Source organism: Acinetobacter sp. TW_SC_4 (genome assembly GCF_054861205.1).
Genome location: NZ_CM142174.1, coordinates 2,622,085 through 2,636,533, shown reverse-complemented (window position 1 = coordinate 2,636,533; position 14,449 = coordinate 2,622,085). Strand labels below are relative to the sequence as shown.

At 39.7% G+C, this 14,449-nt stretch carries 13 protein-coding genes; 7 read left to right on the top strand and 6 right to left on the bottom strand.

Annotated elements, in window-relative coordinates; all coding sequences use genetic code 11:
- The first annotated feature begins 21 nt into the window (after positions 1-21).
- The 5 genes from ACWM1W_RS12930 to ACWM1W_RS12910 all read left to right on the top strand — a co-directional run bounded on the left by ACWM1W_RS12930 (position 22) and on the right by ACWM1W_RS12910 (position 4,859).
- Positions 22-948 carry a branched-chain amino acid transaminase gene (locus ACWM1W_RS12930; RefSeq protein ID WP_005232095.1) on the top strand — a complete coding sequence of 309 codons (927 nt, stop codon included), beginning with the start codon at positions 22-24 and terminating at the stop codon, positions 946-948.
- Positions 949-1,449: 501 nt separating this feature from the next.
- Positions 1,450-2,220, top strand: a complete 771-nt coding sequence (locus tag ACWM1W_RS12925) for a hypothetical protein (RefSeq protein WP_005232093.1) — start codon at positions 1,450-1,452, stop codon at positions 2,218-2,220.
- Between the two features lie 21 nt (positions 2,221-2,241).
- Positions 2,242-2,985, top strand: coding sequence for a hypothetical protein (locus tag ACWM1W_RS12920; protein ID WP_005232091.1), 744 nt, complete (start codon positions 2,242-2,244; stop codon positions 2,983-2,985).
- Positions 2,986-2,987: 2 nt separating this feature from the next.
- Positions 2,988-3,800 (top strand): glycosyltransferase family 25 protein, encoded by an 813-nt coding sequence (locus ACWM1W_RS12915; RefSeq protein ID WP_005232090.1) that lies wholly within the window; start codon positions 2,988-2,990, stop codon positions 3,798-3,800.
- A 6-nt stretch (positions 3,801-3,806) separates the two neighbouring features.
- On the top strand, positions 3,807-4,859 hold the full coding sequence (locus ACWM1W_RS12910) for a glycosyltransferase (protein WP_005232088.1): 1,053 nt from the start codon (positions 3,807-3,809) through the stop codon (positions 4,857-4,859).
- Here ACWM1W_RS12910 and ACWM1W_RS12905 read toward each other — a convergent pair.
- The 5 genes from ACWM1W_RS12905 to ACWM1W_RS12885 form a co-directional block, all read right to left on the bottom strand.
- Positions 4,848-5,948: a glycosyltransferase gene (locus ACWM1W_RS12905; protein ID WP_179990719.1), complete on the bottom strand. Its 1,101-nt coding sequence runs from the start codon at positions 5,946-5,948 to the stop codon at positions 4,848-4,850. The genes ACWM1W_RS12910 and ACWM1W_RS12905 overlap by 12 nt on opposite strands.
- Positions 5,949-5,992: 44 nt before the next feature.
- On the bottom strand, positions 5,993-6,859 hold the full coding sequence (locus ACWM1W_RS12900) for a lysophospholipid acyltransferase family protein (RefSeq protein ID WP_448765150.1): 867 nt from the start codon (positions 6,857-6,859) through the stop codon (positions 5,993-5,995).
- 18 nt (positions 6,860-6,877) lie between these two features.
- On the bottom strand, positions 6,878-7,099 hold the full coding sequence (locus ACWM1W_RS12895; RefSeq protein WP_005232078.1) for a hypothetical protein: 222 nt from the start codon (positions 7,097-7,099) through the stop codon (positions 6,878-6,880).
- 115 nt (positions 7,100-7,214) lie between these two features.
- A complete protein-coding gene (gene aspS, locus ACWM1W_RS12890; RefSeq protein WP_034704264.1) occupies positions 7,215-8,999 on the bottom strand; it encodes an aspartate--tRNA ligase in 1,785 nt (594 codons plus the stop codon).
- A gap of 161 nt (positions 9,000-9,160) precedes the next feature.
- Positions 9,161-9,925, bottom strand: a complete 765-nt coding sequence (locus ACWM1W_RS12885) for a DUF4184 family protein (protein ID WP_448765151.1) — start codon at positions 9,923-9,925, stop codon at positions 9,161-9,163.
- Between the two features lie 140 nt (positions 9,926-10,065).
- On the opposite strand from ACWM1W_RS12885, the gene znuD reads away from it, so the two are divergent.
- Both znuD and ACWM1W_RS12875 read left to right on the top strand, forming a co-directional pair.
- Positions 10,066-12,192 carry a zinc piracy TonB-dependent receptor ZnuD gene (znuD, locus tag ACWM1W_RS12880; protein WP_375726220.1) on the top strand — a complete coding sequence of 709 codons (2,127 nt, stop codon included), beginning with the start codon at positions 10,066-10,068 and terminating at the stop codon, positions 12,190-12,192.
- A gap of 105 nt (positions 12,193-12,297) precedes the next feature.
- Entirely contained in the window at positions 12,298-13,761 is a 1,464-nt protein-coding gene (locus ACWM1W_RS12875) for a phospholipase D family protein (protein ID WP_375726221.1), read from the top strand.
- A gap of 82 nt (positions 13,762-13,843) precedes the next feature.
- On the opposite strand, the gene ACWM1W_RS12870 is transcribed toward ACWM1W_RS12875, so the two are convergent.
- On the bottom strand, positions 13,844-14,302 hold the full coding sequence (locus tag ACWM1W_RS12870; RefSeq protein WP_004782151.1) for a hypothetical protein: 459 nt from the start codon (positions 14,300-14,302) through the stop codon (positions 13,844-13,846).
- Between the last annotated feature and the right edge of the window lie 147 nt (positions 14,303-14,449).

The window sequence follows — 14,449 nt, the reverse complement described above, 5'->3', positions numbered from 1 at the left end:
TGAAAAATTGGAGTTTGTGGCATGAATTTGGCTGATCGTGATGGTTTTATTTGGCAAGATGGACAACTAGTAGACTGGCGTGAGGCGAAAACTCACGTATTAACACATACTTTGCATTACAGCATGGGTGTGTTTGAAGGTGTCCGTGCTTATGAAACCCCGAATGGAACGGCTATTTTCCGTCTGAAAGAACACACCAAACGTTTGCTCAATTCTGCAAAAATTTATCAAATGAAAGTTCCATTTGATCACGCAGCTTTAGAACAAGCGCAAATTGATGTGGTTCGTGAAAATAAATTGGCATCTTGCTATTTACGTCCAATTATTTTTATTGGCTCTGAAAAATTGGGTATTGCCGCAACTGACAATACTATTCATGCTGTAGTTGCAGCATGGAGCTGGGGTGCTTACCTTGGTGATGATGCGATGGCGAAAGGTATTCGCGTAAAAACTTCATCATTCACACACCATCATCCAAACGTGACGATGTGTAAAGCAAAAGCATCTGGTAATTACACATTGTCGATTCTTGCTCACCAAGAAGTGGCACATTCAGGTTATGACGAAGCAATGCTGCTTGATCCGCAAGGCTATGTATGCCAAGGTTCAGGCGAGAACGTATTCCTGGTACGTGATGGCGTAATTCACACTCCAGACATCGCTGGTGGCGCGCTAGACGGTATCACTCGTCAATCGATTATTACCATTGCTAAAGATCTTGGCTATGAAGTGGTAGAACGCCGTATTACCCGTGACGAATTCTATATCGCAGATGAGGCTTTCTTCACTGGTACTGCTGCTGAAGTCACACCAATCCGTGAATATGATGACCGTCAAATTGGTGAAGGCGTACGTGGTCCAATCACAACTCAAATCCAGAAAGCTTATTTTGATGCGGTTCAGGGTAAAGACCCTAAATATGCACACTGGTTAACTTATGTAAAATAAGTGAATTAGTAGACTTCTTGCGTTAGTCAAAATTTAAACAGCCTAAAGCTACATTTTATAAGGTTTTAGCCAATTCAAAAATTAGGTAAAACGATACTTTCGCAAGAGGTTTAGTAAATAAAAAAGGACTCGTTTGAGTCCTTTTTTATTTTTATTGAATCTTAGGAAAAATACTAAAACTATTAAGTTGTTAGGTAGAGAAGTCAATAAATTGCAGAAAAATGACGAGTTTCATATTTTGGAAAGTTATATATTTACTGTAAAAATAAACTAATAAGCGTAATGAACGACTAAAATTAGTGTTGTTCTATATTTATCATTCAAATATGAACTTTATTTCGATCTAAGCTGCTGGAAAAATATTCAATTCTTGTGATGAAAAAATGAAGATTATATTTTTTCATAAGATTTACGGTAAACTGTGCGGAAATGAAAAGCAATAGGTTCAGTCAGTACCAGTAATGGTATGATACTGATATTGCATAGGTGGATGATGGGTGCATGAACGCAAAGCAAAATGACCTTAAGACTCAGGGTAAACAATCACCTGAGCAAAATATTGTGATCTGTATGAAATGGGGCACAAAATATGGGTCTGAATATGTCAATCGCCTTTACAATATGGTGAAGCGACACACTACCGTTGATTTTCAAATGGTGTGTTTAACTGACCGTACTGAAGGGATTGATCCAAATGTGCAATGCTTTCCTATTCCACCTTTGGCATTGCCTGAAGGTGCGCCTGAGCGTGGCTGGAACAAGCTATCTACCTTTGAACCTGATCTCTATGGTTTGAAAGGCAATGCTTTATTTTTAGATCTGGATGTTGTCATTGTCGATAATATTGATGAATTCTTTACGCATCCGGGTGACTTTCTGATTATCCATGACTGGAAACGACCATGGCGTATTACTGGGAATAGTTCAGTTTATCGCTTTAAGCTCGGAGCTTTTCCAGGTCTGTTGGCCTATTTCCGCGAACACTTTGATGAAATCCGTCAAAAATTCCGTAATGAGCAGGCTTATCTGTCTTGGTATGTAGACCAGAAGAGGAAACTTAGCTATTGGCCGGATAGCTGGTGCAAAAGTTATAAATACCATTGCCTACAAAAAATTCCAATGGCTTATTTCAAGCCGCCAGTAAAGCCTGAGGGCGTAAAAATTATTATTTTCCATGGGGAGATTAACCCACCTGATGCCATTAATGGTGGTGGGGGTAAATGGTATCGGTATGTGTTGCCATCCCAGTGGATCAAGGATGCTTGGCAGTAATTCAAATTAAATGGTTTAAACATGCCTGTAAGAAAGAAAAGTAAGTTTGAACAATGGTTTTCATTTAGCCGACATCAGCGTCGCTTTGGTGCTGACAAGGTTTATGCCCAATTCGATGATATTGATATTGAGCAATTAAAAACTGAAATGATCGCGGGCGATACTCCGAATTATACGCATGGTTCAGCCAAAGATCTCAATGAACATATCGAACAGCTGCAATCAGAATTTATTGGGCAGCCTAAATTAAATTATTACCATGCCAGTCTGATTGTCTTGATTCGCCGTGAGGTTGATACTCAAAATAATTATGCGAAATTTAAAGCATTATGGATGACTGAACGGGATTTTCTTATACAGTCGCTAAATATCCGCTGGCTAATTTCAGCATGTGATACTTTTATTGATTTTGATGAAGATATTACTTTAAAAGCGATTCTTATGAATGCTGTGGTTCTTATTAATACTTTAAAACTACAGGAAACTGAGCGTTTTTTATGTGATCAGTCTTTAGTAGTAAATCAGCAACATCAGCATTTATTACAAAACCAGCGTTATGCACTATTTGACGGTACATCTGCATTTTCGGTAGGCACAGATGATACTTTACGGAATATGCGCTGGCGTTTGGAACAGATCTGCGATATTCATCCACTTGGGCAAATTGTACTGGAAATTTTTGATCGGCTTCAGCTTGAGCAAAATAATAATGTCTATTCCCGTTTTAAGCAGCGTCATACGCGTGAAAAAACCAGGTGGTGGTAATTGTGAATACTTTAATTATCAATTTAAAAAGTTCACAGGATCGTCGTGATTTTCAAAAAAGACAATTTGGGAAATTAGGACTGGATTTTGAAATATTAGAAGCATTTTCAGTTGCTGATCTGAGTGAAGAACAATACCAAAAATTTGGTTTTGGCTGGCAAAGGCCTTTGCGTAAAGTTGAGGTAGCGTGCTTTCTCAGTCACCAAAAAGCCTGGGAAGAAGTAATAAAAAGGAATCAGCCCTGTTTAATTCTTGAAGATGATGCCGTATTGGCTTCCAATACAAAAGAAATTTTAAACGAAATTGAACAGCATCAATTTTCAGATGTGGACTTAATTAATCTAGAAGTAAGAAGTCGTAAAAAAATTATTAGTCGGACACCCGTGTGTATCTTAGGTTCTACTCAGGTCAAATTATATGAATTATATCAAGATCGTACTGGAGCAGCAGGTTATATCCTCTACCCGAGTGGCGCGCAAAAATTATTAAATCGTTTGGCGCAAACAGCACCAGCAATTGCAGATGGATTTATATTTTCGGCTTATGAGTTACAGTGTTTGCAAGTTGAACCTGCAGTGATTATTCAAGAAGACCAGCTTGGCGCTTATGGTCTCTTACAACAAGAGAGTTTTGATTCGACCATTGGGCGCTCTGAACACTTTAAACCTGAATTCATCTCTATCAAAGAAAAATACAAGTTTAAAAAAAGGCGGTTAGCGGGACAAATAACTATGGCTATACGATATTTGCAGGTCATGGGAAAGGCAGAAAAAAGATTGATCAATCTAGATCAAGAAAAATTTATTCAGGATTAGTGCTTCATGAAAAAAACAATCGTATTAGCCATTTTTACTTTACAGGGAAATGGCGCTGAACGTTTTGCTTTAACCTTGGCAAAGGGCCTAATTGATGCAGGTCATGAAGCACATATTGTTTATTTTAAAAATATTATTGATTTACCGATTCCTGAGGGCGTAAAACTTCACTTTTTTGATTATCAAAAGTATCGTGCAATTCCTAAATTTATGCGTGCCAGTTTTGCAGCAAAAGCATTTGATCGGTTTGTTATTAAAAATATTGGGATCCCTGATCTTGTCCTATCAAACTTATTTCCTGTTGATTTTATATTATCAAAAAGTCAGTTACCGAATGTTCATTTAGTCATTCATAACACGACGAGTTTAGAATATGGTGAAAGATTAGAGGGAATGAAAAAACAGTTGGATAAAGTTTATTTAGCCAAGCCTTGTGTAGCAGTAAGTAAGGGTGTCGAAAAAGACTTTATTAAAGTATTTGGCTCAAAAAGTCGGATTACTACAATTTATAATCCGATTGATGTGGAACAAGTGGTTTCAACAGCAAATGAATATATTCCTGATATTGAAAAACCATATATTGTAAATGTTGGAAAGTTTAAGCAACAGAAACGACATGATATTTTAATTAAAGCTTATGCAAAAGCCAATGTTCAAGAAAAGCTGGTTTTGGTCGGGACTGGTGAACTATTAGAAACTTCTAAAAAATTGGTTAAAGATTTAGGGATAGAAGGCAAGGTTATTTTTACAGGCTTCAAAAAAAATCCCTATCCATATATTAAGCATGCAAAATTTATGGTTTTGTCGTCTGATTTTGAAGGGTTGGGTTTAGTAATTTTAGAAGCTTTAGCTTTGGGTATTCCCGTTATAAGTACTGATTGCCCTTCAGGTCCCAATGAAATTTTACAAGCTAATAATCTCGTTGCTGTAGGCAATATTTTTGAACTTTCGCTTAAAATCAATCAAGCATTAAAAGAGGTAGATAATTATTCAACAAATTTGAATCCATCTTTTACCCAAAGTTATGCTGTTGCGGAATATATACGGTTAATCGATTAACTTAATAAATTTATCAGCCATCTCTTTAATATCGTAACGTTTTGATAAGTTTGGGGGAATTTGGTATGGATTTTCTAATATATCTTCGATAGAATTTTTTAATTCTGCACGATTATTTGGTTGTACTAGACCGCGTTGCATATCAGGGGTAAAAAATTGATGTGATACTCCTTCGCTGCAATTATATGCAACTACATGAGTGCCATTTAATAGAGCTTCTCCAATAACAAGACCGAAGCCTTCTGTCTGAGAAGGGAGAACTAATATTTTACTCTTTTTAATATACTCGATAGGCTCATCCACCCAGCCAGTAAAATGAACACGATCGCTAATATTTAGTTGATTGACTAATTTTAAAAGTTTGTCTTTTCTTGCTCCATCACCAATAATAATCATATTTTTAATAATATGAGAATTTTTTAGAGCAAATAAAGCATGTTCAATTTGTTTGGAAGGTGATAAACGACCAACATAGCAAATATCCCATACTTTTTCTTTCTTTTCAGATTGTATTGTATCTTTTAAATTTAATCCATTATAAATAACATTTATATTAGAATTCTCTAAAATTTGAGAATATTTCAATTTTAAATCTTTATTAAGTACGATAAAATTTTTGTTTGAAAACACTTCCTTAAATTTATTAATAAATTTTCTCTTCTTATATATATTTCTTAATATTTTAATCGGATTTGAAGTTTTATTAAATTCAGGAAGAATGTCTGCTTGTGACCATATCCATATATTTGGATGATTAATAAATGATATGCTTAAATATGCATACCAAATAGTTAATATAACAGCTTCAGGTTTTATTTCATCAATAAGAGACTGGAGTTGTTCTTTCTTACTAGATTCTAATTTTTTGTCTATTAATAACTTCCCACCAACAAATTTAGTAGGAAAATCAATAGATTGAATATTGAAACTCTTAGTCTTTTCTTTATAATTATTTATATTAATTAAGGTTATGATGTTTATTTCATAGCCTCTCTCTTGCAGTTTTTTTGCAAGATTAAGAGTCATAATTTCTGCACCACCACCTTTAAGATGATCAATAATAAAAAGAATTTTTTTCTGATCTTTCATTTTAAACCTAATTTTTAAGTTTTAATTTAAGTAGCTAATTTTTACTATGAGTAATATAAACTTTTGTCATTTTCCAACTTCCTAAACCGTTTATATCCCCACAAATACTGCTCTGGAGCAATGTTAATCATTCGCTCCATTTCCTTGTTTAAGGTATCTACAGAAAGCTGTAAGTCTTTAGAGAGAATATCAATTGATAACTCAGTTACATGAATATCAAAGCCGTTTAGATCATCATGACGTAAACAACTTAGACCAATCACAGAGCATTGGGTTTTTGCAGCCAATTTAGAGAGCAGGGTAGAAGATAGAGCATTCTGTCCATAAAAAGGTGAGTAAATACCACCACTTTCTTTGGGTACATGGTCAGGAAGAATGGCAGCGAATCCACCCTGTTTTAAATGCTTGAATAAAGCCCGTACTCCCGTTTCATCAGTCGGAACAAGGGTAGCATTTAAACGCTGCCGTGCTTCGAGCATAAACCGATCGACATCAGGATTTTTGCTCGGTTTATACATGATAACTGGACTGGTGTGTTGATTCACCCAGGCATTAAGTAACTCCCAAGTACCAAAATGAGGAACGACTGCCAAAGTTCCATTCGGATTTTTTAGTGCATCAATAAAAATCTCTGGATGATGAATATTCCGGATTTGTTTTAATGCAAACTCAGGTTCAGAACCCCAAATTTTAACTGACTCGGCATAGGTCATGCATTGGCTTTGGACACTTTGTTTTGCCAGTCGTGTGCGTTCCGATGCTGACAGTTCAGGATAGGCAATTCCTAAATTAATTTCTGTAGTACGGCGAATCGATGAATTCGTGATATAGAGAAGTGATCCAACACTTTTCGCCAAATTTTGAATGAATCTTAACGGGAGTTTGGAGAAATTCTTGAGTAATGCGTACATAATATGCAGCTTGCCTGATTAAGATTCTTGATCAGGATTGCCTTTAAGCACCATATAAATCAGGCCTACAAAAATGACAAGTGCACCTAAAATACTGCTCAGACAGAAGTACACAATACGGTCATTGGTGTCCAGGTTAAACAGGTTGTTTGCAAGGATATAGCGCATGAATAGCCATTGTACGACTGAAAACACGATCAGCATGATGCCACGGTTACGAACAGCAGGACGCATCGCCATTGCCAAATTACCTAAAAATAGAAACTGAAGCTATTATGCCACTGTCGTGCAGGCTTCTCAATGCAATAAAAAAGCCCTGTTCTAGCAGGGCTTTTTTATTTAAATCATCAAGAAATTATTCTTGAGATTCAGCTTTTGGTTTTTCACGTAAGCGAATACCCAAATCACGCAGTTGAGTTGATTCAACTGGTGCAGGTGCTTGAGTCAATGGACATTCAGCAGTTTTGGTTTTCGGGAATGCAATCACGTCACGGATTGAAGAAGCACCAGTCATCAACATTACCAGACGATCCAGACCAAATGCCAAACCACCGTGAGGAGGCGCACCGAATTTCAATGCATTTAATAAGAAGCTGAATTTTTCTTCTGCTTCTTCTTCAGAAATACCCAGCGCTTCAAAGATCGCTTTTTGCATTTCTAAAGTATAAATACGCAGTGAACCACCACCGATTTCAGTACCATTCAATACCATATCATAAGCAACAGACAATGCTTCGCCTGGATTATTCTTCACATCTTCAACGCTTGATTTAGGAAGCGTGAACGGATGGTGAACAGAAGTCCATTTGCCATCATCAGTTTCTTCGAACATTGGGAAGTCAACCACCCAAAGCGGAGCCCATTCGCAAGTTGCAAGGTTCATGTCATGACCAATTTTCACACGAAGTGCGCCCATTGCATCATTCACAACTTTGGCTTTGTCTGCACCGAAGAAGACGATATCGCCATTTTCAGCACCAACACGTTTCAATAGATCCAGCACGATAGGCTCGATGAATTTAACGATAGGTGATTGAAGACCTTCGATGCCTTTTTCAAGTTCATTAACTTTGATGTAAGCCAGACCTTTCGCACCGTAGATACCAACGAATTTAGTATATTCGTCGATTGCACTACGTGGCAGTGAGCCCGCACCGGGTACGCGAAGCGCAACGATACGGCCTTTAGGATCTTTCGCAGGACCTGCGAATACTTTGAACTCGACGTCTTGCATCAAGTCTGCAACGTCAACAAGTTTCAAAGGAATACGTAAGTCTGGTTTGTCAGAAGCGTAGTCACGCATTGCTTCTGAATAAGGCATACGTTGGAATTTGTCGAATTTGATGCCAAGAAGTTCGTCGAACATCTTAACAGTCATGCCTTCCATCAAATCCATAATATCGTCATCGCTCATGAACGATGTTTCGATGTCGATTTGAGTGAATTCAGGTTGACGATCCGCACGTAAGTCTTCATCACGGAAACATTTAGCGATCTGGTAGTAACGATCTACACCACCTACCATCAACAACTGTTTGAACAGCTGTGGTGATTGTGGAAGAGCATAGAAGCTACCATTAGATACACGGCTTGGAACTAAGTAGTCACGCGCACCTTCAGGAGTCGCACGAGTCAAGATCGGAGTTTCAACGTCCAGGAAACCGTGATCGTCTAAATAGTTACGAATCAGGTTGGTCACTTTAGAACGGAAACGTAAACGATCGATCATTTCAGGACGACGGATGTCCAAGAAACGATATTTCAAACGAATTTCTTCAGAAATGCTTGTATTTTCGTCATTTAATGGGAATGGAGGAGTTTCAGACTGAGCAAGAACTTCGATTTCTTTACCCAATACTTCGATTTGACCACTCACCATGTTGGCATTTTCAGTACCCGCATAACGGCGACGTACACGGCCTGTAATTTTTAATACGTATTCAGAACGTGCTTTGTCTGCTGTTGCAAACGCTTCAGGTGTATCTGGGTCGATAACCACTTGAACAAGACCGTCACGGTCACGCATGTCAAGGAAGATGACACCACCGTGGTCACGGCGACGGTGTACCCAACCGCATAATGTTACGGTCTGGTCAATTTGAGCTTCGGTTAAAGAACCGCAGTAATGAGTTCGCATCATAGCGTTAAAAATCCAACTATATGGGTTAAGGAAGCGTATACGTAAACAGCGTACCGCCTTTAGCAAAGGTAGGATTATGCCTCTTTGGGCATGTTGTCACAAGAACTTGAGGCAAAAACAGTATCATTTTAAAGTGAATAAGCAGAAAGCTGGAGATTTTCCTAACCCATACGCCGATCACGATCCAGAAATAGAAATAGCAGACAGCCCAGACTAAAAGTGATTAAAAAGCCCTGGGTAAATTCATTGATAGAGCGGCCGGTAAAATAATACAGATCAGATTGCCAGACCTCATCCGGAATGTAGCGCATATAGTCCCATGTCGAAAATAAACCTGTGAGCGTAGATAGACCGAATAGACCCCAGCAAAAGATGAGAATCTTGTGACTGACGCTTAGATATTGCCGATGAGTTTTATAGTAATGCAGACTCATCCACAGAATAAAAGGTAGCGCAAGAGCAGAAGTACCAATCTGCAAAATCCGGTGTAGTGGATAAGTTCGTCCTAAAATTTGATACTGCTGGCTGAGAATGTCATAAAAGGCAAAGGTTCGAAAATCTGCATGGGTCAGACCATCCCAAATAATATGAGTGGCTGTCCCAATCACCACTGCAATACACATAGCGCAAATAAATCTGAACGCTGAAAATAAGTTATGAATATTTAAGTCATGCTGTATGCCAATAAAACGATAAATCACTGGGCGATAAATCAAATACCAGACCGCACAAAAAATAAGACCAATCCATAAATCAGGGTGAATCAGCGAAGACCATAAATGAGTAATATTAGAATTTTTATGGGTAAAAAGACGGTACAGGTCTGGGACCATACTACCAATCGCCAACGCAGCAACAGGGAGCCGGTTGTCAGTTAAATATGAAATAGGCGGAGCGAGTACAGCATGAGATAAAGTAAAGGGCATAAAAATAGGATTTTACTGCAATAAAAAATATTCAAACGACATTCTAATAAAATATCTCATTGATTATCGTAAAGGATTGCAAAAGAAATGAAATGTTATATTATAACAATATTCTAAATTGCTGAATTTGAGCTTGGGTCATGTCCTTTTCTAAGAATCTAATAACACTCTCAATTTTTGCTGTAGTTGCGCCTACGGTATTTGCTGAACAGCCATCTTCTTCTATTCCTGTACAAACCATGGATACCATTCAGGTACAAGCTCATCCATTGGTACAAACTGCGGCAGATTTTGCAGTTGCTGATCTAATAGTGGATCAGAAAGCTTTATCTGAACGTGCGACGACTATTGGTGATGCGCTGGCAGATGAACTTGGGGTGTATTCAAATCAGTATGGAACCGGAGCGAGCCGTCCGGTAATTCGAGGACAAGATGGTCCTCGTGTCAAAGTTTTGCAGCATGCTTCAGAAACGGCTGATGTATCGACCTTATCTCCTGACCATGCGGTGACGGTTGATCCGATTCTGGCCAAACAGGTCGAAGTGATTCGTGGCCCATCAACTTTGCTTTATAGCGCGGGAACCGTCGGTGGTCTGGTCAATGTCACTGACCAGAAAATCCCAACCCAAATGCCGGAAGACGGTCTGGAAGGAACTGCTGGACTACGTTACAACTCGGGCAGTGATGAAAAACTGGCAAGTGCAGGCGTGACGGCTGCAGTCGGTGAAAATTTTGCCCTGCGTGTCGAAGGTACTAAACACAAAGCCAATGACTATATTGCGCCTGATTATGTAGTAAAAGAATCTCATGGCGATCATTCACATTTTCACAAAGAACGTCGTGTAGGTAATACCTTTGCTGAAGGCCAGACCGTGAATATTGGTGGATCATGGATTCATGATCGTGGTTTTGTGGGGCTATCTTATAGTAACCGTCAGGATGAATATGGCTTGCCGGGGCATAGTCATGAATATCATGGCTGTGTATTACATGGTGATCATTTCCATGGCTGTCCAGAGCTGGGTGCTACCGCAGAGCATGAAGAAGAGCATGGCGGACCATGGGTAGATCTGAAATCTGAACGTTATGAAGTACGTACTGAACTGGAACAGCCTTTTGCTGGTTTTGACAAGTTACGTGCCCATGCCAGCTTTACTGATTATGAGCATGATGAGCTGGAAGAAAATGAAGTCATCAGTAATTTCAAAAGCAAAGGCTACGATGGCCGTCTAGAACTAGTCCATGTTCCGGTTGCTGGTTGGGAGGGCGTAATTGGCACCCAATATAGCCAGCAGAAAATCAATCTGGCTGCTACAGAACATGATCATCATGAAGATGGTGACGAGGATGATGAAGAACATCATGTCCATGGTTCAAGTGTGGTCATGCCAGATACCAAAACTGAAAAATACAGTCTGTTTGCCTTAGAGCATAAACAACTCGGCGATGTGCATGTCGAATTGGGTGCACGTGTTGATCATCAGAAAGTACAGGTTGAATCTGAACAGAAAAATTATTCAGGCACGGGCGTCTCTGCTTCTGCTGCTGCGAATTGGGAATTTGCCCCGAACTATAAGTTATCCATTGTAGGTTCACATCAGCAACGTTTACCACTGGCGCAAGAGTTGTATGCCAATGGCCTGCATTTTGCCACCAATACCTATGAAGTCGGTAATCCTGATCTGGAAAAAGAAAGCTCGAATAACCTGGAACTAGGTTTCGAATATGAAGGTGATAAGCTGGATTATCATGCGCATATTTACCATAACTGGTTTGATGACTATATCTACGGTGCGACAACCGCCAGAAATGGAAATTTGCGTGGGGTAGAATATACCCAAGATAAAGCCCGTTTCTATGGGGCTGAAGCAGAAGCTACTTATGCATTAAATGATACATATAAGCTAGGCGTGTTCGGTGATTACGTACGGGGTAAAATTGAGGGTGAAAATGCACCCCGTATTCCAGCAGGACGCTTAGGAACCAAGGTTGAAGCAGACTTTGCCGATGGCTGGTCAGGAATGGCAGAGTATTATCATGTCTTTAATCAGGACAAAACGGCCAGTTATGAAGATGAAACCCAAGGCTATAACATGGTCAATGTCGGCCTAAGCTATGCCAATACTATTGCCGATAAAAATGTCTATCGGGTTTATTTTAAAGCCAATAACCTGCTCGATGATCAGGTCTATTCACATAGCTCATTCCTGTCGAATATTCCGCAAGTCGGACGTAATTTCACAGTCGGCGTACAATATGATTTCTAGAATTCAGATGAAATAACTGACTGAATCCAAGTACTGTCACTGAAATAGACTTGAAAAATCATCAGATTAAACCTAGCCTGAGTATATTGGGTTAGGTTTTTTCTTATGCGTATCTTTCAACGAATTCACAATAAACTGAACTGGTCAAACCGCCGTTATGCGGCCTTGATCATTGGTGTGCTGATGGCCAGTTATCTAGCTTCAGCAATTTATCATACTTATAAACCGTTACCTGAAGGGCTGAATTATACAGGTAAGCTGCGCCATGCACAGGTGAAATTTCTGGTCGATCAGACTTATCTGGATGCACAGGGCAAGCAACAACTGGACCATCAGATTTTTAATGAAATGCTGAAGATGGTTGAGGAAGCAAAATCCCTGATCGTGCTGGATATGTTTCTGTTTAATCAGCAGACCGGTGCTTCCAAACAGGAACATCAGGCACTCAGCAAACAGCTCACAGAGGCCTTACTCAACAAGCGATTGATGCAGCCTGAAGTCGAAATCAAATTTATTACCGATCCGATTAATTCTGTCTATGGTGGAATTACAGCACAGCATTATCGTGAACTGCGTCAGGCGGGAGTAGATGTAATCGAAACCAATCTGACACCACTGCGTGCTTCTAATCCAAGCTGGTCAGGGTTCTGGTATCTGTGCTGTCAGGGGATTGGCAATAATCCGGAAAAAGGCTGGTTGCCGAATCCATTTGGTCCAGAAAAAGTGACCTTACGAAGTTATTTTGACTTGTTTAATTTCAAAGCCAATCATCGTAAAACACTGGTCGTGGATACAGATCAGGGCTGGAAAGCACTGGTTACCTCAATGAACCCACATGATGGCAGTTCACGGCACTCCAATATTGGTCTACTGGTCTGGGGCAGAACAGCGATTGATATTCTTGCGACAGAACAGGCGGTCGGGATCATGTCTCAAGCCAATATGCCGGCTGTGATTGCAGGTGAGTTTGAAGCGGAAAAAACCCAGCCTCAAGTTCAGGTGTTGACTGAAAAAGCCATTTATGAGGGAGTTCTAAAGCTGCTTGAAACGGCGAAAGCAGATGAGCAGATTGATCTGGCCATGTTCTATCTGTCAGAACGTAAGATTGTGAAAGGGTTGATTGCAGCGCATGAGCGCGGTGTAAAACTTCGGGTTTTACTTGATCCAAATAAAGATGCATTTGGTCGTGAAAAAAATGGCATTCCTAACCGGCAGGTAGCTTCAGAACTGCATAAAGCTGGTATTCCGGTACGCTGGTGTAATACTCAAGGCGAGCAATGTCACAACAAAATTCTGATGAAATCCGGTGCCCAGCAAGCTGAAATGATTTTAGGTTCTGCCAATTTCACGGCACGTAACCTGAAAAATTATAATCTGGAAACCAATCTGCGTGTGGTGGGTCAGCCTCAGGCGGAAGTCTTTAGCGATGCGCAGCAGTATTTCAATACGGCCTGGTCTAATTTGAATGGCCGTTCCATGAGCGTGGACTATGCTCAATATGCTGAAGAGTCATTCTGGAAATACTGGCTCTATCGTTTTATGGAATGGAGTGGCTGGTCGACGTTTTGATTTTAAATCCCTCCTAACCTCCCTTTAAAAAAGAGAGGAAAGTCCCTCTTTATCAAAGAGGGATTTAGGGAGATTTCTAGTATTAGCTTTTTGATTCCGGATTCGGCGGAACCAGTTGATCCAGTTCTTTATCTGTCAGCTCATCCAGTTCAGAAATATCCGTCTTGATTTTCCATTGTGCTTCATCATCCACCGGATTTGGTAAACGTGCTTCTAACCAGTCACATACCACATCTGGTGGGAAGTCAGCATGATTGCACTGGATCACCCAAGACAGGAAATCTTTGGCTACACCATTCATATACGGCGGTGGAGAAACTGGAAGAAACTGAGTCGGCAGGCGCTCATTCTTAGAAATATAGTTCAGGACATGACCCAGTTCCTGCACAGTTTGCCATGCTAAAGGATGATCAACGTTGATCTGAAATTTAAACCACCAGGCCTGTTTCCCATCCGAGCCATAGCTATCAATCAGTCCTTTTTGAACACTGGGCACCTTGCAAAAATATTCATATAAACGATCGAAATTTAAATCAGACACAGTATGCAACTCAAAGCATTAAAAAAGTGATATTAGCATACGCACTTCAGCGCTCATCACGCAAGCCTATTAAAGTCATGGAATCAATTACAAAACTTTGCAGCTGCAGGAGATTTATCCATATTTTCTGCATGGGTTTTGGTTAAA